This is a genomic window from Streptomyces mutomycini (assembly GCF_001700505.1).
GTDB lineage: Bacteria > Actinomycetota > Actinomycetes > Streptomycetales > Streptomycetaceae > Streptomyces > Streptomyces mutomycini.
This window is the reverse complement of sequence record NZ_MAPV01000155.1, coordinates 25603-42988: the sequence shown is the minus strand read 5'-3', so window position 1 is coordinate 42988 and position 17386 is coordinate 25603. Positions and strand designations below refer to the sequence as shown.

The 17386-nt window shown below is 69.1% G+C and carries 17 protein-coding genes and 1 pseudogene; 9 read left to right on the top strand and 9 right to left on the bottom strand.

From position 1 onward, the window contains the following. The 3 genes from BFF76_RS22120 to BFF76_RS22110 all read left to right on the top strand — a co-directional run. The coding region (locus BFF76_RS22120; protein ID WP_065848902.1) for a PH domain-containing protein at window positions 1-435 on the top strand (435 nt) is incomplete at its 5' end. A gap of 190 nt (window positions 436-625) precedes the next feature. Further along, a complete protein-coding gene (locus BFF76_RS22115; protein WP_053929082.1) occupies window positions 626-2020 on the top strand; it encodes a hemolysin family protein in 1395 nt (464 codons plus the stop codon). Further along, entirely contained in the window at window positions 2017-3102 is a 1086-nt protein-coding gene (locus tag BFF76_RS22110) for a hemolysin family protein (RefSeq protein ID WP_031097857.1), read from the top strand. The genes BFF76_RS22115 and BFF76_RS22110 overlap by 4 nt, the downstream gene beginning before the upstream one ends. A 72-nt stretch (window positions 3103-3174) precedes the next feature. Here BFF76_RS22110 and BFF76_RS22105 read toward each other — a convergent pair whose 3' ends face one another. Both BFF76_RS22105 and BFF76_RS22100 read right to left on the bottom strand, forming a co-directional pair. Beyond that, entirely contained in the window at window positions 3175-5082 is a 1908-nt protein-coding gene (locus BFF76_RS22105; RefSeq protein WP_234351794.1) for an AAA family ATPase, read from the bottom strand. Between the two features lie 367 nt (window positions 5083-5449). Further along, the gene (locus tag BFF76_RS22100; protein WP_031097858.1) at window positions 5450-6064 is read right to left on the bottom strand and encodes a uridine kinase family protein; all 615 of its coding nucleotides are present in this window, start codon (window positions 6062-6064) and stop codon (window positions 5450-5452) included. A 186-nt stretch (window positions 6065-6250) separates the two neighbouring features. Between BFF76_RS22100 and BFF76_RS22095 the strand changes: the two genes are divergently transcribed. From BFF76_RS22095 to BFF76_RS22085, 3 genes and pseudogenes are all read left to right on the top strand, one after another. After that, on the top strand, window positions 6251-7612 hold the full coding sequence (locus BFF76_RS22095; protein ID WP_065848901.1) for a peptidase C39 family protein: 1362 nt from the start codon (window positions 6251-6253) through the stop codon (window positions 7610-7612). 568 nt (window positions 7613-8180) lie between these two features. Further along, a pseudogene (locus BFF76_RS22090) lies at window positions 8181-8741 on the top strand (SDR family oxidoreductase); the annotation flags it as partial. 397 nt (window positions 8742-9138) lie between these two features. Further along, window positions 9139-9879, top strand: coding sequence for a Type 1 glutamine amidotransferase-like domain-containing protein (locus BFF76_RS22085; protein WP_065848900.1), 741 nt, complete (start codon window positions 9139-9141; stop codon window positions 9877-9879). A 114-nt stretch (window positions 9880-9993) separates the two neighbouring features. On the opposite strand, the gene BFF76_RS33975 is transcribed toward BFF76_RS22085, so the two are convergent. The 4 genes from BFF76_RS33975 to BFF76_RS22070 form a co-directional block, all read right to left on the bottom strand. Further along, entirely contained in the window at window positions 9994-10368 is a 375-nt protein-coding gene (locus BFF76_RS33975; RefSeq protein WP_244167322.1) for a transposase, read from the bottom strand. 77 nt (window positions 10369-10445) lie between these two features. Further along, window positions 10446-10682, bottom strand: a complete 237-nt coding sequence (locus BFF76_RS33970; RefSeq protein ID WP_244167321.1) for a helix-turn-helix domain-containing protein — start codon at window positions 10680-10682, stop codon at window positions 10446-10448. Continuing rightward, window positions 10625-11584 carry an ISL3 family transposase gene (locus tag BFF76_RS33965; RefSeq protein ID WP_244167320.1) on the bottom strand — a complete coding sequence of 320 codons (960 nt, stop codon included), beginning with the start codon at window positions 11582-11584 and terminating at the stop codon, window positions 10625-10627. Before BFF76_RS33965 ends, BFF76_RS33970 begins: the two co-directional genes overlap by 58 nt. A 360-nt stretch (window positions 11585-11944) precedes the next feature. Continuing rightward, entirely contained in the window at window positions 11945-12520 is a 576-nt protein-coding gene (locus BFF76_RS22070) for a helix-turn-helix domain-containing protein (protein WP_031097860.1), read from the bottom strand. A gap of 121 nt (window positions 12521-12641) precedes the next feature. Here BFF76_RS22070 and BFF76_RS22065 point away from each other — a divergent pair, with 121 nt between their 5' ends. The 3 genes from BFF76_RS22065 to BFF76_RS22055 are packed head-to-tail and all read left to right on the top strand — an operon-like array spanning window position 12642 to window position 14901. Then, the gene (locus BFF76_RS22065) at window positions 12642-13478 is read left to right on the top strand and encodes an EamA family transporter (RefSeq protein ID WP_065848899.1); all 837 of its coding nucleotides are present in this window, start codon (window positions 12642-12644) and stop codon (window positions 13476-13478) included. Window positions 13479-13503: 25 nt separating this feature from the next. Further along, window positions 13504-14151 carry an FMN-binding negative transcriptional regulator gene (locus tag BFF76_RS22060; RefSeq protein ID WP_031097862.1) on the top strand — a complete coding sequence of 216 codons (648 nt, stop codon included), beginning with the start codon at window positions 13504-13506 and terminating at the stop codon, window positions 14149-14151. A 42-nt stretch (window positions 14152-14193) separates the two neighbouring features. Next, entirely contained in the window at window positions 14194-14901 is a 708-nt protein-coding gene (locus tag BFF76_RS22055; protein ID WP_053929079.1) for a B3/B4 domain-containing protein, read from the top strand. Window positions 14902-15357: 456 nt separating this feature from the next. On the opposite strand, the gene BFF76_RS22050 is transcribed toward BFF76_RS22055, so the two are convergent. The 3 genes from BFF76_RS22050 to BFF76_RS34595 form a co-directional block, all read right to left on the bottom strand. Continuing rightward, window positions 15358-15984, bottom strand: a complete 627-nt coding sequence (locus BFF76_RS22050; RefSeq protein WP_031097864.1) for a CBS domain-containing protein — start codon at window positions 15982-15984, stop codon at window positions 15358-15360. Between the two features lie 280 nt (window positions 15985-16264). After that, a complete protein-coding gene (locus tag BFF76_RS22045) occupies window positions 16265-16954 on the bottom strand; it encodes a helix-turn-helix domain-containing protein (RefSeq protein WP_065848898.1) in 690 nt (229 codons plus the stop codon). A 71-nt stretch (window positions 16955-17025) separates the two neighbouring features. After that, on the bottom strand, window positions 17026-17283 hold the full coding sequence (locus BFF76_RS34595) for a universal stress protein (protein WP_338058044.1): 258 nt from the start codon (window positions 17281-17283) through the stop codon (window positions 17026-17028). Window positions 17284-17386 lie beyond the last annotated feature (103 nt).

The following is a 17386-nucleotide window of genomic DNA, read 5'->3' as shown; positions in this document are numbered from 1 at the left end:
GCCACCTTCCGCCCCACCCTCACCCGGGTGGTCCTGCTGGCCGTCGGGGCGGCGATGTTCGTCGTCATCACCGCGGTCGCGATGATCCTGGAGAACCTCAGCGCGGGGGAGCGGACCAGCTTCGTCTTCGTCGCCCTGCTCTTCTTCGGCGTCCTCGCCCTGCTCAGCCGGCCCCGCATCACCGCCGACGAGGCGGGGATCACGGTGGTCAACATCACCCGCACCCGCCGCCTCGCCTGGGCGGAGATCCTCCGCGTCAATCTGCGCGCCGGTGACCCCTGGGTCTTCCTCGATCTCAGCGACGGCACCAGCATGCCCGCCCTCGGCATCCAGCCCGGACTCGCCAGGGAACGGGCCATCAGGGACGCGCGGACACTCCGCGCCCTCGCCGAGTTCCACGGCAGCGGAGTGAACGACGTCACGGAGAACAGCTGAGCCCCCTGCCCAGTACGGCCCGATCCCGATTATTCTGGGACCGGTGGCGCACCGGGTGTGCGCCCCGCCCCGCACCAGAAGGCCTTCGAGGCCCGCGGGGCACATTCCTGCGACTCAAGGAGTGACTCCCTCCAGCAATGGACGGATCGTCCGGTAGTACCTGCGCCGCCCTCTCTCCGGAGGCGGCGGCATGACCACCCCCCTGTTGCTGCTCCTCGCGGCATTCCTTCTCATCCTCGCCAACGGATTCTTCGTGGCAGCCGAATTCGGGCTCGTCACAGTGGAACGGCCGGACGCCGAACGCGCCGCCGCCGAAGGCGACCACCGGGCGCGCACCGTCGTCGCCGCCCTGCGAGAACTCTCCTTCCAGCTCTCCGGAACCCAGCTCGGCATCACCATCACCTCGCTGGTCGTCGGCATGCTCGCCGAACCGGCGCTCGCCCAGCTGCTCGCCGGACCGCTCACCGCCACCGGACTGCCCTCAGGGGCCGTTCCCGGGGTGAGCGTCGTGATCGGCATGCTCTTCGCCTCCGCCGTGCAGATGGTGGTCGGCGAGCTGGTGCCGAAGAACTGGGCGGTCTCCCGGCCGCTCCAGGTCGCCCGTTTCGTCGCCGGGCCCCAGCACCGCTTCTCCGCCCTCTTCCGACCGGTGATCACCGCACTGAACGCCGTGGCGAACCGGCTGGTGAGGCTCCTGGGTGTCGAACCCACCGCCGAACTCGCCTCCGCCAGGACGCCCGGTGAACTCGTCTCCCTGGCCCGGCACTCCGCCGAGGCCGGCACCCTGGAGCAGGACACCGCCGATCTCTTCGTGCGGACCCTGTCCCTCGCCGGACTCACCGCGCAGCACGTCATGACCCCGCGGGTGAAGGTCAGCGCCCTGCAGTCGTCGGCGACCGCGGCGGACGTCCTCAACCTCACGCGGGCCACTGGCCTGTCCCGCTTTCCCGTCTACCGGGACCGCATCGACGAGGTCGTCGGCATGGTCCACCTCAAGAACGCGCTGGCCGTCCCCTCCCAGGACCGGCTGCGGACCCCGGTGAGCCGGATCGCCGTTGCGCCGCTCCTGGTGCCGGAGACCCTGCCCGTCGAACAGCTGCTCAAGCGGCTGCGCAGCGAGCAGCCGATCGCCGTCGTGGTCGACGAGTACGGCGGCACCGCCGGTGTCGTCACCCTCGAGGACATCATCGAGGAACTCGTCGGCGAGGTCAGGGACGAGCACGACGCCGAAGGCGCCGACCGACCCGAGCTGACGTCCGTCGTCGCCGACGACGGACGGGCCGGATGGGACGTGGAGGGCAGCACCCGGGTGCTCACCCTGCTGCGGATAGGCCTTGACGTACCCGAAGGGCCGTACGAGACCGTGGCGGGGCTGGTCGCCGATCTGCTGGGGCGCATCCCCGCACCGGGTGACCGCGCCGAACTGCCAGGCTGGCGGGTCTCCGTCCGCCAGGTCGGCCACTACCGTGCCGAGCAGGTCCGCTTCGTCCGGCTGAACGACGTACCGGCACCCCCGGCTGAACGGCCGGAGAAGCCGGAGCGGCCGGAGCGGCTGACCCAGGATCTGCTGGAGGCCGTGCGATGAGCCTCGTACAGCTGGTCCTCGCCGGTCTCCTCGTGCTGGCGAACGGCTTCTTCGTCGGCGCCGAATTCGCGCTCGTCTCCGTACGGCGCAGCCAGGTCGAACCGCTCGCGGCAGGCGGGTCGAGCCGGGCCAGACAGGTCCTGTACGGCCTGGAGAACCTGCCGCAGATGATGGCCGCCGCACAGTTCGGCATCACCATCTGCTCCCTCACGCTCGGCGCGGTCGCCGAGCCGACCGTCGCGCATCTCCTGGAACCGGTCTTCCACGCCGCGCACGTGCCCGAGGGGCTCGTCCACCCGCTCGGCTTCGCGGTCGCCCTCGTCTCCGTGGTCTTCCTCCATCTCGTCATCGGCGAGATGGTCCCGAAGAACCTGGCGATGGCCGCTCCCGAGAAGACCGCGATGTGGCTCAGCCCCGGCCTGGTCGGGTTCGCCCGGCTCTGCAGGCCCGTCACCTCCGCGCTCGGGGCGTGCGCCAATCTCGTGCTGAGGCTCTTCAAGGTCGAGCCCAAGGACGAGGTCGAGGCCGTCTTCACCAGTGAGCAGCTCAACCGCCTGGTGGAGGACGCGGGCATGGCCGGCCTGCTGGAACCGGAGGCACAGGAACGGCTCGGGGACGCCCTCGAGCTGGGCAGCAGGCCCGTCACCGATGTTCTGCTCGACCGGGCGTCCCTGGTGACGGTGGACCCGTCAGTCACCCCGCGCCGTGTGGAGGAGCTGACCGTGAGGACCGGCTACTCGCGCTTTCCCGTCTGTGCGGAGGGCGGCGGCCCGTTCATGGGCTATCTGCACGTCAAGGACGTCCTGGAGCTGGAGGACGGCGAGCGTGCCGTTCCCCAGCAGATCTGGCGTCCGATGGCCACCGTGCGGGCGGAACTCCCCCTGGACGACGCCCTGACGGTCATGCGACGTGCGGCCACGCATCTCGCGCAGGTCGCCGACGCCTCGGGCAAGGTGCTCGGCTTGGTCGCCATGGAGGACGTCCTTGAGATGCTCGTGGGCGAGGTCCGCGACCCGGCCCACCGCGTCTTTGTGCCCCGCCGCACTGTGGAGGCGCCGAAGGCGATGGCACCCGCGGGGTGACTGCGCCCAGCTGATCCCCGCCGCCGGGCGGTCCCACCGGACCGTCCGGCGGCCTTTCGGCAAGACCCGGGTTCACAGGGCCCCGGGGTCCTGCTTCCCCCGGCCCACCGGACCGCGCCCCGACAGCACCTCGCCGTACGCCTGCATCAGATCCGGCAGCCGCAGGGTGGCCAGATCGTCCCGGGTCGGCGCGGCGGCGTAACCGGACAGCCGAAGATCGCGGTAGGCGCAGCTCTTCTCGTACAGGGTGCGCAGGAAACGGCCGTTGCCCAGCTCGTCGATCCAGCCCTGCTCGACCACGTGTCCGCTGATGCTGCGCAGTTCGTCGTGGGACTCCTCGTCCCACACGTCGCCGTTGTCGGAGGCCAGCACCCTGCCTATCGCGGTGAGCTCGAGGGGGCGGTAGCTCGGGAAGTCGACGCGCGTGGTGAAGCGTGAGGAGAGCCCCGGATTGGTGGAGAGCAGCCGGTCCATGCCCTCCGGGTAGCCGGCGAGGATGACGACCAGGTGGTCCCTGTTGTCCTCGGCCCGTTTGAGGAGCACCTGCAGGGCCTCGTCGCCGTACGCGTCGCCCTTGCTGTAACCGGAGTTGGAGAGGCTGTACGCCTCGTCCACGAACAGCACCCCGCCGAGCGCCGAATCAATCAGCTCGTTGGCCTTCACCGCAGTCTGTCCGAGGAACTCGCCTACCAGGTCGGAGCGTTGGGCCTCCACCAGGTGGTCGCCGCCCAGCAGCCCGAGTGCGTAGAACACCCGGCCCAGGATGCGGGCGACCGTGGTCTTGCCCGTCCCGGACGGGCCCGAGAAGACGAAATGGCGCTTCGGCGGCTGCACCGGCAGCCCCTGCTCCGCCCGCAGCCGCGCCATGTTCAGCTGGGCGGACAGGGCTTTGACCTGACGTTTCACGGGGTCGAGCCCGACCATGCGCTCCAGCTTGGCCAAGGCCTCCGCGAGCATCACAGGGTCGCTCGGCCCCGCCGGGAAAGCGGCTGCCCGCGGCGCACCCGGCTTCCGCCGCGCGCCGTCACCGCCGGGCCCGGACGGTGGCACCACACCTGTGGACAGGCCCTGCGGGGCGCCGCCGAGCCAGGGCTCGGGGCCGTCCACCAGGTCAGTGCCGAGCGCCGTTTCCCCGTCGGTCCGGGTCTCCACGCCCGTGCCGTCCGAACCGAAGCCCGCCAGCGACACCGGGGCGAGATCGGCGGCCTCGTCGTAGCCGTCCCCCTCGGAAATCGCCGCGAGTCTGGCCGAGGTATCCATGAACGCCGGGTCCACACGGTGCACCGCCCGGTACAGCGGCAGCGCCGCCGCGCTGCGGCCGGTGCCCTCGTGGGCCCGCGCCAGCCAGTAGCGCAGCTCCTTGCGCTGCGGCTGCTCGCTGCGGCAGCGCATCAGCGCGGCGGACAGCAGGGGCTCCGCCTGCCCGTACATCTCCAGACGCACCCGTGCCATGCCACCGAAGAGACCCGCCTCGATGCCGAGCAGCGGATCCTCGATGAGCTGCTCGGTGGTGCGCACCAACTGCTCCCAGTCCTTGACCAGATAGGAGCGGCAGGCGTGCAGGAACCGCACCTGGGCATCGGTGTCGACGGGCGGCAGGCCCGCCAACGCCCGGTCCAGTTCCGGGACATGGCGGCCGTCCAGCCAGTGCGAGGCGTGCGCGAGGAGCAGATCGCGCGGGCTCTCCAGCACCGGCTGCACCCACCAACCGAGCCAGTACCACGAGTTGAGCGTGCGGCGATGACGGGTGCGCTGCTCACCGAAGCGGTCGCGATGGCGGTACATGCGTAACAGTGCCGTGGTGGTGTCGATCCGCAGCGCGTGCAGACCGAGCCAGCCGTCCGCCATGCCGGGATCCAGCCGGACCGCGTTTCTGAACTCCTCCTCGGCCTGCGGGTACGCGCCCATGGTGTAGGCGTCCACTCCGCGCAGCCAGGCAAGGTCGGCCGGGGCCTGCATGCCCGGCGTGCCGATGTCCATCAGGTCCCCCACAAAGCGTGCCCCCGGAATGTCCCGCCCGCACAGCATGCCCATCGCGGCGCACCTAATCACCGTGCTGGGGAAGGGAATTGACCGCACCCGAGAGGCATCGTACCTGTACAGGGAGTGAGCGGTTAAGTGCGATACCGGCGCTTCAGGGGCGGTGACCGAGGGTGATCGAAAGGCTTGCCGCACTCGGGCGGGAGGGCAGAACGAAGCCCCCGGTCACGGGGGAACAACCGGGGGCTTCGTGTCTGCGGGGGCTTCGAAAAGCCGCACATTGAGAACGTAAGACCTGTACCGCCCCTCGGTCAAGCCGAGTTGGGGCGCCTGCCGGGCTTTTACCCACCGGGCGCCCTGGCATCCCTCACGCTTCACTGTCCGTGATGATTTGACTCGCCACCGCTGTCGTGCGAGGTCCTTCCAGCCACACGTACCCCTCGGGTGTCCGCCGTATCACCGCATCGGCGAAGGGGTAGGAGGGGTCGGCGTCGAAATGCCGCTGCTCCGCTGCGGTCCAGCCGTCCCAGAACTCCGCAAGTCCGGGGCCGTCGCGGTGTCTGCCCCGCTCCCAGGACGCCTCGCTGTCCCCCTCGATCCACAGCAGCCCCGCGAGAAACGGCCGCACCGCGGTGCGGCCCGCCCCCACCCCCTCGATCAGCACTACGGGAGCCGGCTCCAGCGTCCGCGGCGGCCCGAAGCGCCGGGCCGTCCAGTCGTACGGGGCGTATCTCGCGGTCTCCCCTCGCGAGAACGGGTCCAGGACCTGCGCCCGGAGTCTGTCCGTCCAGGAGAAGAGCTCCTCGTGCGTGGCCAGGTCGTCCAGGCGGAGCACGGGGGCGTCGCCGAGGACCGAGGCCAGACGGCCGGAAAAGGTGCTCTTGCCCGACCCCGCGTGGCCGTCGACCGCGATCAGCCGCACCGGCCCGCACGACGGGGGCAGGGAGCGCAGCCTGCGCGCGTGGTCCGCGAGGTCGTCCATGTCTCCACTTTACGAGGTTCTGAGGGCCCCTTTCTCACTTCTGTGCAGGTCACGCCAGTGGACCAGACCAATATTGGTGCTGCGGCGCGGGACGAATCACTGGCAGGATCCGGCCCCGACCCGCGATAGTTGGCGCACGTTCGGCATCCGCAGCCCCAATCCGCTCAACGACCGGGGGTCACGCCCATGACAAGACCGACTTCACGCAGAACCGTGCTCACCGCCGCGCTCGCGGCAGCGGCCGGCGCGGGTGCCGCGGCCTCCGCCGGCCCGGCGAGCGCCGCACCCTCCCGCACCTCCTCATCCCCGGCGGCGGCCTCGCTCGTGGACAACCGTTTCTGGACCACCTACACCGACTGGCGCTGCGGCACCTCGGTGGGGACCCGCGCCGTCGCCGGCCGCCGCCCGGGTCTGGTGATCGCCAAGCCCGCCGGAAGCACCGACTACACCGACCCGCACACCGGCACGACCAGTACCTGGGACTACGCGACCTGGACCTCCCCGGTCCACCGCTCGTCCGTCCCCGCCACCGAGGTGATCGCCTCCTGGAACGCCCACACCCCGACGGGTACCTGGATCCAGATCGAGCTGCGCGGCAGCTACTCGGACGGGACGGACACGCCCTGGTACGTGATGGGCCGATGGGCCGCCGGTGACACGGACATCCGCCGTACCTCCGTGGACGACCAGACCGACGGCAGGAGCACGGTCTGGACCGACACCTTCTCCCTGGACGACGCGGCGAGCGGACTGCGGCTCGTGTCCTACCGCCTCAGGCTCACCCTCCACCGCACCCCCGGCACCGGCCTCACGCCCACGGTCCACCGGATCGGCGCCATGGCCTCGGACGTCCCCGACCGCTTCACCGTCCCCGCGACCGCTCCCGGCATCACCCGGGAGCTGGCGGTTCCCCGCTACTCGCAGAACGTCCACGTGGGGGAGTACCCGGAGTACGACAACGGTGGTGAGGCGTGGTGCAGCCCCACCTCCTCGCAGATGATCGTGGAGTACTGGGGCCGCACGCCGACCGCCGAGGACCTGGCCTGGGTCAAGCCGGAACTCGCCGACCCACAGGTCTGCCACGCGGCCCGCTACACCTTCGACTACCAGTACGAGGGATGCGGCAACTGGCCCTTCAACGCCGCCTATGCCTCGACGTACAAGGACATGAACGCGGTGGTCACCAGGCTCGGTTCGCTCGACGACCTCGAGAAGCTGATCGCCGCGGGCATCCCGGTCATAACGTCCCAGTCGTTCCTGAAGGGCGAGCTGACGGGGGCGGGTTACGGAACATCAGGCCACCTGATGACAGTCATCGGCTTCACGGCCGAAGGCGACGTGATCGCCAACGACCCGGCATCCCCGTCCAACGACGCGGTGCGCCGCGTCTACCAGCGGCGCGAGTGGGAGAACATCTGGCTCCGGACGAAGCGCTACGACGCGACCGGCAAGGTCAGAGGGGGTACGGGCGGGGTCTGCTACGTCTACTGGCCCGCCAATCCAGCACCGGGTCAGCACCGCGTTCTGCGCTCGCTCGGCCTGACCTGAGCACGTAGGGACCTACGGCCGCCTCGACGACCTGACGGCAGCGCTCCTGACCGTTCTGTGCGAGGTGGCCGTACCGGTCCACAGTGACCTTGATCGAGCGACGTCCGACCGCTGGACCGTGGAACGCACCATGGCCTGGCTCGCCGGCTGCCGCCGCCTCCACCGACCTACGAACGCAAGGCCGACCATTTCCTCGCCTTCACCAGCATCGCCTGCACCCTCATCTGCGACCGCAGGCTCGCCCAATGAGATGACTTCCAAGTGGTCGGCGCCATCACGCTTCAGGTCAAGAAGACGCCTGGCCACGCCCGCGGGTAGGCACGTTCATCCGTACTCGACTGTGCACGTTCACGTACTCCCTTGCGGGCGATGCGGTGGGTGATGCAGCGTGCCCTGTCATCCCCGTCGATGACAGGAATCTCCCGAGCTTTGTACGTCGACACGGGCAGAGCGTCCACGGTGGCGCCAGCCGGTGGTCGGTGAACGGTGCCTCATGCCGTCTCGTGGTGGAGGGGGTCCAGGGCGGGCGTGTCGCCTACTCGATCATCTGACGACGGGAAACACGCTCGTGATCCTCGTGACCGGAGCCACTGGAAACATAGGCAGTGCCCTGCTGAAGGAGCTGCACGCACGCGGTGTCGGGCCGCTGAGAGGGCTCACCCATGATGCCGCACGGGCCGTCTTCCCCCAAGGGGTCGAAGCCGTGGAGGGCGACTTCGCAGAGCCGACGTCGTTGAAGTCCGTGCTGAAGGGGGTGCGCTCGCTGTTTCTTGTGTCGCGTCTGGGCTCGGACGCCGACATCCTCGAAGCCGCCCGGCAGGCGGGAGTGGAGCACGTCGTGCTGGTGTCGTCCATCACCGTCCAGACCCACCCGCACCTCGGCCCTGCCGACGAGAACCTGGCGGTGGAGCAACTACTCAAGGGAACCGGCATGGCCTGGACGATCCTGCGGCCGACGCAGTTCGCTTCGAACGCCCTGATGTGGGCTGCGTCCATCCGTGGCCGCGAGACCGTCCGCGCGCCGTACGCCGAGACCGCGCTGCCGACCATCCACCCCGCGGACATCGCATCGGTCGCACAGGTGGCGCTGACCGAGCCCGGCCACCACGGACGCACGTATGCCTTGACCGTCGAAGGCGTCTTGTAGCCACGGTTTGGAGCTGACCGTTTGACCATTGCGACGCCGACTCCAACGCAGGGTGGGACGTAGGCGAGTTTCGGTTCTGGCACAAATCTTGGGGAGTGATCACGGAGAGTCATCGTGGTGTTCGATGATGCGGGAGGCTGAGCCCTCGACTCCATGCAGAATGTTCTGCCTCACCGAACTTTGATGGTGGTCCGACTTTTGCGGACTACGGCGTGGGGGTGGCGGACTGGCCGTCGTTCCGCGTCCGCATTTGAGCCTGTCCTGGATGGACAAATCCTCGGGCCGCGGAGGCGGCTATTCGATTGCGGACCTGGCCGATGGCTTGACACGGTTCAGGCGTCATGCGCATCTGCATCGTGATCTGAGGAGGCACCCCCTCATGACTGTCGTTTCGGAACGTCGTTTGGCTCTTCTTGGAGGCGGCTTCTCCACCGACGACGACGGTCTACTGGATGACTGGGTGCTCGGTCAGGTGCCCGTTCGTCGCCCAAAGGTGTGCTTCGTCCCTACAGCCAGCGGCGACGCGCCCGCCTACATCGAGCAGTTCTTCGAGGCGTACCGGTCACGTTCGTGCGAGCCCAGCGTCTTGCAGCTGTTCCGGCGGGAGCTCGATGACGACGAACTGCGCACGTTCCTGCTCTCTCAGGACGTGGTCTATGTGGGTGGGGGCAACACCGCGAACATGCTGGCGGTCTGGCGCGCGCACGGCGTGGACCAGCTACTTCGCGAGGCCTTCGACCGAGGGACCTTGCTGTGCGGCATCAGCGCTGGTGCCAACTGCTGGGCCGAGGGCTCGCACACCGACTCATTTGGGCCACTGACCCACCTCTCCGATGGGCTGAGCCTGCTGTCCGGCTCGGTCTGCCCGCACTACGACAGTGAACCGGGCCGACGAGCGTCCTATCAGGCGGCTGTGGCAAGCCGCGCGCTTCCGGCCGGCTGGGCAGTAGAAGACGGAGTCGGCGCGCTATTCACCAACGGCCATCTGACGGACTGCGTGACACTCACACCTGAGGCTCTGCTGTATCGGGTGGAACCAGACACAGACAGCGGGGTTTCAGAACAAGCCCTGCCATGCCGTCTGCTCGCCCGAACACACCAGGTCAATCAGCGGGCGTGAACGGGTGAGGGGCCGGCGATACCCGTCGGAGGGCGGGCGCAGGCGGCACACACAAGGGTGATCACACGAAGTTCTGGCCCGCCGAACCCGCATCGCAAGATGCCTGCTTCCGGGCTACTGCAGCAGGATCATCTTCCGGAGAAGGTGGAAACCGGCTCGTCCGTAGAGCTGTCTCTTGATCTTCTTGATGCGGTTCACGGCGCCTTCGATGCTGCCCGAGCTCCAGTCCAGAGTGAGGCCGGCGGTCACGGCGTCGAGGTCACGGCGCAGGTGGAGTGCGAATCCTGTGAGCCCGGGCAGCTGGCTGGCGTCGACGGCTTCGATCCAGGTGGGGAGCGTGGCGCCGAGGCGGCCGGTGAGCATCTCGCCGAAATCGCGGACGTGTCCGGCCGCCGTGTCCAGTTCGGGACAGCGGGTCAGGACATCCTTGAGGCTGGCGCGGTCTTCCTCTCTCAGGGCGGCAGGGTGGCGGGTGATCCAGCCGGTCACCTGCCGTCCGTCGGCGGCCTCGGTGGTGCTGCGGACGGAGTCCCGCGCAAGGTGGCGATGTGCGCTCGGACCATGCCCTAGGTGACGGGAGCTTGCTCGGCGACCAGCTCGCCGTGCAGTTGGGTGACGCTGGTGCATCCCTCGGCGAATCGCCGTTCCAGGTAGGGCTTGTGGGGGTCCAGCCTGCTGGGCCGGGGGCGGTTGTCGCGGATGGTGTCCTGCCAGCGTGCGGCGTTCGCGTACCGAAGCACGGTGTTCAGGCCGCAGCCCAGGTGCCGGGCGATCGCCCGGCGTGAGTGGCCCTGGGCGAGCATCTCGTGGACCAGGGCGTGTGCGGCCTTCTTCCGCGCGGCCCGCCGGCCGGCGGGCTCCGCGTCGTCCTGCGATCGCCCTGAAGTCGGTCGGGTGGCCTCCGGCAGCGTGCCGCTGGACGTCGGGGTGCGCAGGCAGTCGCGGTGGGATGCGACACAGGTTTCCACGGCCTGCCGAGGCCCTGCCACAGATGGAACCGGTCGGCGATCTGCAGAGCATCGGGTGCACCGCGCCGGGCGCCCTCGGCGTAGGCGCCCGCCCGGTCGCGGCAGATGATCTCCACGCCGGGGTGGCGGACCAGCCAGGCGGCCAGCGGCCCGGCCTCGCGGGTCGGGAGCACATCGACCACCCGGTGGTCTTCGACGCTGGTCAGAACGGTGGAGTAGGTCTGGCCGCGGCGGAGCGCGAAGTCGTCCACGCCCAGCACCCGCGGCGTGCGGAACCGTGGATCGGGCAGTGCCATGACCCTGCGCAGCAAGGTCATCCGTCCCACGCCGAAACCCAGCTGGGTGGCCAGCCGAGCGCCGGCCCGCCCCGCCAGGGCAAGCCCCACTTGCCCAAGGGTGTGGTTGAGCCGCGTGGTAAACCGCGCGTGCGGGACAGTCAGCCGGGAGAACGGCTCGGCGAACGTCCGGCGCGGGCAGTCCGCAAACCCGCAGATGAAGCGTCGGACCGTCAGCCGGATCACGGAGCCCTGGTCAGCGAGCGGAAGGTCCCTCAGCCTGCGCTGGTATCGGTCGTGGACCCGGTCCGAGAAGCGGCCGCAGTCCGGACACGCCGCCCCGGCCGTGCGACCTCTCGCCACCACTTCGACCGTGCCGAACGCGGCCGTGACCGCCTCGACATCCACCTCGTCGATCCCGGCGAACACCAGCGAATCCCAGAACGGTGCATCGGTCTGCATGACCAGCACCATCACCGTCCACAAGCGACCGCAGCAGCGGCCAGCAGAAACCTGATGGAGCGTCATTTCCGGCTGTCAGACGTCAAGGCGTACGCCGTCTCGCACGAGCCAGCCTCTCGCAATCGAACACCGATGTCACGCTCTGGCGACGGTTCCCCAAGATCTGTGCCAGAACCCGAGTTTCAGCAACGTTCGTTGTTCAGAGCGCCGGGAGCAAGGCAGCCGCGCGAGATGGGTTCTGATGCCTCGCGCGTGATGGCGGGCGAGTGCTTCGCCGTCGCTGAGGACGTCGGTCTGATGGAGATCACGGGTGACCTGCTGGTCTTGTTGACTGCCAAGTCGTCTGGGGCCGTTGAGGCGCTACGCGGGGCCTGGGGGGAGGTGGACGGTCATGATCAGGTGGCAGGGTTCGGCTCCTGAGCCGCGGTAGGTGTGCGCGCGGTCGGCGTCGAAGGTGGCGGTCTGCCCGGCCTCGACGGAGTGCTCGGCGCCGTCCACGACGAGCACCATTCGTCCGGCGGTGACGCTGACGGTCTCCACGACACCGGCCTGGTGGGGGTGGCTGGGGTACTCCTCGCCGGGTTCCAGTGTCCATCGCCAGACCTCGGCGGCCGCAAGGCCGCTGGTGGTCAGCATCAGCCGGGCCTCGCTGCCGCGCTCACCCTTCCACAGGGGCATGACGGCATCGGCGCTCACCACCCGGACATGCTGTTCGGGACTGCCCTCCATCAGCGCGGAGACGGAGACGCCGAGGGTGTCGGCGAGGCGGACCAGGGTGGCGAAGTTCGGATTGCCCTGCGCCTTCTCCAGTGCGACCAGGGCGCCCTTGCTGACCTTGGCGCGTCGGCCGAGTTCGTCCAGAGACAGGCCGGCGCGGGTGCGGGCCGCGCGGACATTGTGCGCGAGCGTCCGCAGCGCAGCTTCGGTCTCGGCCATCGCTGCCACCCTTTCGGGTCAGAGGGTCAGTGCACTGCACCGCGCGGTCGTTCGGTTGACTACTTTCGGTCGGTGCGTTGTACGGTGTAGTCGTTCCATTGATAGTAAGGGATGTACCGCTGTGATTGCTCTGCTGCTGGCTCTAGGCAGCTCCCTGGCCTACGGATGCGCCGACTTCCTCGGCGGTCTCGGTGCCCGCAAGGCCCATGTCCTGCGCACCGTGATGATCGCCGCTCCGGCCTCGCTCACCGTCGAGTTGCTGCTGTGGCCCTTCCTCGGCGCTTCCTTCGCTCCCGCCACCCTCGCGTGGGGCGCCGCCTCCGGTGTCGCGTCGGCCGCCGCGTTCGCGCTGCTCTACCGCACGCTCGCGATCGGCCCGATGAACGTTCTGTCACCGGTGACCGCGCTGGTCTCGGCGATGCTGCCGGTAGGCGTGGGGCTGGTGCAGGGCGAGCACCTGGGGCTGGCCGGGCTGATCGGCCTGCCCCTGGCGCTGGCAGCGGTGGTGCTGGTCAGCGCCGGGCACGGTGCCGGCAGTGTGCGCCCGCCACGCACCGCGCTGCTGCTGGCCCTCGGCGCCGGAGCCGCCATCGCCCTGCAACTGGTCTTCCTGCACCAGGCGCCCTCCGACAGCGGTGTCGGCCCGTTGATCGTCGGCCGCACCGTGTCCTCCGCCGTCACGCTCGCCGCCGCCGGTGTGATGTTCCGGCGGCTGGGCCCGGACAAACCCGCGTACGCGATGTCGGCCGCGGCCGGTGTGCTGGACTCTGTGGCCAACCTGCTGTTCCTGCTCGCCGCCCGCAGCGGCGACTTGGCCGTCGTCGCCGTGATCACCGCCCTCTACCCGGCCGGCACCGTCCTACTCGCCCGCAGCGTCCTTGCCGAGCGCATCCACCGCACCCAGCTGATCGGTCTGGGCACCGCCGCCGCTGCCGTCAGCCTCCTCGCCCTCGCCTGACCCTGCACCCCGGAAAGGACCCCGGATGTTCATCCAGCCCTGGGACGCCGCCCTCGACGACGCCGAATGGCAGACCTGGATCGCCGACGGACACGACTTCGGCATCCTCAGCGTCAACGGCCTGCTCGGACACGCGCCGATCGTCGTGCCCACGCACTTCACCGTCGACGGCAGCACTCTGCTGATCCACCTCGCCCGCCCCAACCCCGTCTGGAAGACGATCGAGGTCGACCCGAACGTCATCTTCACCGTCACCAGCGACTACGCCTTCATCCCCGGCCCCTGGCGCGCCAAACCCGGCATCCCGCCCACCGAGGGCGTCCCCACCAGCTACTACGCGGCCGTCCAGTTCACCTGCCAGGCCACGATCATCGACGACCCACAGGACAAAGCCGAGCTGCTGCGCCGGCAGATGGCCCACTTCCAGCCCGACGGCGACCACGCCCCCATCGACCCCGACCAAGCCCCCTATGGGCGGATGCTGCCCGGCATCCGCGGCCTGCACCTGGACATCACCGAGGTCCGCGCGAAGTTCAAGTACGACGACCACAAGCCCGCCGAGCAGCGCACCGACACCGCCCGCCGGCTCACCGAACGCGGCAGAGCCCTGGACGCACCCACCGCGGCCCAGCAGATACGCCGCCTGAACCGCGTCGGCACCTGGAAGCCGTGACCTGTCGCCCAACCCCCTTCTCCCGGAACGGAATCCCTCGCGATGACCAGCTTCCGCCTCAGCCCCGCCGTCGCCGACGCCTTCCCCGACACCCTCATCGCCGTCGTCACCGCCACCGGCCTGCGCGGCCGGGAAGCCTGGCCCGCCACCACCGCAGCCCAGGAAGACCTGGAGCAGCAGCTCGCCGCCGGCACCTGGACCCCCGCCGTCGAGAGCGACCCGCGTATCGAGGCATGGCACACCGCCTACCGCTCCTTCGGCACCAACCCCCGCCGCATCCGCCCCAGTGTCGACGCCCTCGGCCGCCGCCTGGCCAAGAAGGGCTCTCTGCCCCGGATCAACCCGGCCGTCGATTCCTACAATGCCGTCTCCGTCCGCCACGGCCTGCCCGCCGGAGCATTCGACCTTGACCGCGTCACCGGCGATGTCGAGATCCGCTACGCCGACAGCAGCGAGACCTTCACCCCGCTCGGCGAACCCGACACGACCGAGAACCCCAAGGCCGGGGAGATCATCTACACCGACACCACCGACGTCCTCACCCGCCACTGGAACCACCGCGACGCCCACCGCACCCGCGTAACCGAAGACTCCACCCACGTCGCCTTCGTCCTCGAAACCCTCCACGCCGCCCGCGACGGCCACCTTCTCAAAACCGCCGCCAGCGAACTCCAGAACCTGCTCACCGAGCACTCCACCCAGACCACCGTCCACTACCTCAACCCCGCACACCCGCAGGCCACCACCTGAAAGCACGCTGCAACCACACCGAGCGAGCCCCCAGCGTGAGCTGGCCGGCAGCAATGAACGAGGCCCGCACCCGGTCAGTCAGTGCGGGCCACGCGCCGTATCTGGGGGGCCCGAGAAGAAGTGACCCGCTGCTGACGGACACCCATTCCACGCCCAGCCGCCCGACGCGCAGGTGGGCGACGCCTCCCGCAGATGCCTACGGCCAGGCCCGGAACCCGGGCACCACGCTGGGGCCGAGGAGCCTGACGGGCCGCTACCGGCCAGGTGTGCGTGGCTGGTCGAAGGTCCGCGGCAGGAACTCCACCGAAGCACTCATCGGGGGCGTCACGGGCCCTCTGCGCCGCCCCCAGGTCCTGCTCCCGGGCCGGTACGACACCACCGGCCGCCTACGGCTGGTGGGCAAGACCGGTTGCACCCGTCCGGGTGTGGCATCAAGGTCTCCCGGGCGAATCGGGTCTACTCCTCGTCGGCAGGAACCGGGGCAGGGCGCGGCGGGACACCGTCCTCACAGGTGAGACGGTCGATCACATCCACCACACCGTCGACGCTCTGGCAAAGGCGCAGGAGCACCGGCACGGTGTCGCGTTCCTGCACGGTGCCACTGAGAGTCACAAGCCCCTCGGACACCTCCACGTTCAGTGACGAGGGACTGAGCCGAAGGGTCTGGGTCACCACCTCTTCCACGATCTCCTCCTGGATCGCGCGATCCCGGCGCAGGAAGACCTGAACGAGATCACTGCGGCTCAGGACTCCGACCAGGCAGCCCTCGTCGTCTATGACGGGCAGCCGCTTGACCCTGTTCTCCTCCATCACCCGAGCGGCGTGCACGACGTTCCACCGGGGCTCAGCCGTGACGACAGGGTGGCTCATCAGCGCGGCGGCGTTCCGTGCTGCGCCGCCGGTGCTGTCGCGCAGGAGGTCGGCTTCGGAGACGACGCCGATCGGACGTCCCGCCTCGTCCACGACTGGCACAGCGGTGACCCCGGACTCGGTGAGCAGGCGGGCGATTTCCTTGAATGTGGTGCCGCCTTGAACGCTGATGACCAATGGTGTCATCAGGTCGGCGACGGTGAGATGTCCCATCGTTAGACCCCTACTGGGCATGACCGTCAGCGTGGGTGAGTCATGCTTTCCTCGACCTCGGGACAGGACACGCTCCCTTTGAACAACTTACCTTCAGTCGAAAACGTTCCTATGGCCGTCAAGGCATCACGGGCGGACGGCAGCGGAACCGGGGCGGCTTCTTTGAGGGAGCGGTGGAGTTCTCCGGCCAGGCCGGGACCAGAGGCACCTGAGAAGGTGAATTCTCGTTGTGAGGAACAGGGCGCGGCAGAACAATTCTCTGCGGGGAGTTCCGACGGTTCTACGGCTCGCCGGTCACAATGCGTCGTCCGGTCACCCTGTTGGCTGTCAGCGCGATCCACAGATCCTTTTCTCCGCCGGCCCAGGGGGTCACCGATCCCGATTCCTGCTCCAGGCGCTCGATTGCCTGAGCCTCGACAACCGCTGTGGCTTCGCCGACGATCAGCACGCTCCATCCCCGGCTGAAGGCGTCATCGATGTGATCCACCTCAAAAGCGGTCTCCTTCCCGGCCGCGTCAGCGGGACCGGATCCCTGTGAGGTTCTGTAGGCGATCTGGTTCTCTGCGCACACGTAGTTGACCGGGTAGACGGCCGGGCCGCGCTGGTTGCTCACAACGACTCGGCCGATCCCATGGTCGCCGACCAGCATCCAGCACTCCTTCTGGCTGAGCTCCACCAGCTGGGGGTGGCCGGCCGCACGGCCCACCCCGGGAGGAAGGTCGACAGTGCCGCCCGTGAGTTCGTCGACGGTCGTCTCGAGGGCGTGGGCCAGACGCAGCATGAATCCCATCCCGTGGCTGCCCGGATGCGTCTCGACATACTCGATGTATCCCGGAGCCGAGGCGGTGCGTAGCGCGACGTCTCGTCGGGACAGTCCGAGATATGCACGTCGCGCCGCCACACGCCTGCCGAAGTCGCCTGTCGCCGGCGCCCCGGGTCCTTCGGCGTCACTCTTCGATCGGTCGGCCATGATTCTTCACCCTTCTCCGTCCGGTTCCGGGTTCCCGTCTCGGGTCAAACGCTCCGTTCGCCCTCCGGGGATCACGGAACAGAGCTTCCGTGCTCGCCCTCGGAGGTCCAGCCCGAGGCCGACGTCACTCCCGGAGGGCGCCGGGCCGCTTTCCCCGCAGATCGGGTGCGGACCAGAACCAGAGGACACCACACGTGGGCCAGAACCGCGAGTGAGACGGACCCGGCATCGAATCCCGCAAACCCGCCGAGGCCACGGAGGCCCAGGACCGTGAGCTCCGAGAGGCTGCTTTCACTGCCGAACTCCTCCAGTGGGTGCTCCAGCCGCACATACTCGCCAGCGTCCTTCCACACACAGTGACGACGCGGGACATGATCCGCTCTTCATGAGGACGACGCCTTGCTCCAAGCCTCACCCACTCCGACCGGACGG

Coding starts and splice junctions, on each gene's coding strand:
- BFF76_RS22095 (WP_065848901.1), top strand. CDS start 6,251: ATGACAAGACCGACTTCACGCAGAACCGTGCTCACCGCCGCGCTCGCG.
- BFF76_RS33970 (WP_244167321.1), bottom strand. CDS start 10,682: ATGCTCGCCCAGGGCCACTCACGCCGGGCGATCGCCCGGCACCTGGGC.
- BFF76_RS22085 (WP_065848900.1), top strand. CDS start 9,139: ATGACTGTCGTTTCGGAACGTCGTTTGGCTCTTCTTGGAGGCGGCTTC.
- BFF76_RS33965 (WP_244167320.1), bottom strand. CDS start 11,584: ATGCAGACCGATGCACCGTTCTGGGATTCGCTGGTGTTCGCCGGGATC.
- BFF76_RS22100 (WP_031097858.1), bottom strand. CDS start 6,064: ATGGACGACCTCGCGGACCACGCGCGCAGGCTGCGCTCCCTGCCCCCG.
- BFF76_RS22115 (WP_053929082.1), top strand. CDS start 626: ATGACCACCCCCCTGTTGCTGCTCCTCGCGGCATTCCTTCTCATCCTC.
- BFF76_RS22105 (WP_234351794.1), bottom strand. CDS start 5,082: ATGGACATCGGCACGCCGGGCATGCAGGCCCCGGCCGACCTTGCCTGG.
- BFF76_RS22070 (WP_031097860.1), bottom strand. CDS start 12,520: ATGGCCGAGACCGAAGCTGCGCTGCGGACGCTCGCGCACAATGTCCGC.
- BFF76_RS22045 (WP_065848898.1), bottom strand. CDS start 16,954: ATGGCCGACCGATCGAAGAGTGACGCCGAAGGACCCGGGGCGCCGGCG.
- BFF76_RS22110 (WP_031097857.1), top strand. CDS start 2,017: ATGAGCCTCGTACAGCTGGTCCTCGCCGGTCTCCTCGTGCTGGCGAAC.
- BFF76_RS22050 (WP_031097864.1), bottom strand. CDS start 15,984: ATGGGACATCTCACCGTCGCCGACCTGATGACACCATTGGTCATCAGC.
- BFF76_RS22055 (WP_053929079.1), top strand. CDS start 14,194: ATGACCAGCTTCCGCCTCAGCCCCGCCGTCGCCGACGCCTTCCCCGAC.
- BFF76_RS22060 (WP_031097862.1), top strand. CDS start 13,504: ATGTTCATCCAGCCCTGGGACGCCGCCCTCGACGACGCCGAATGGCAG.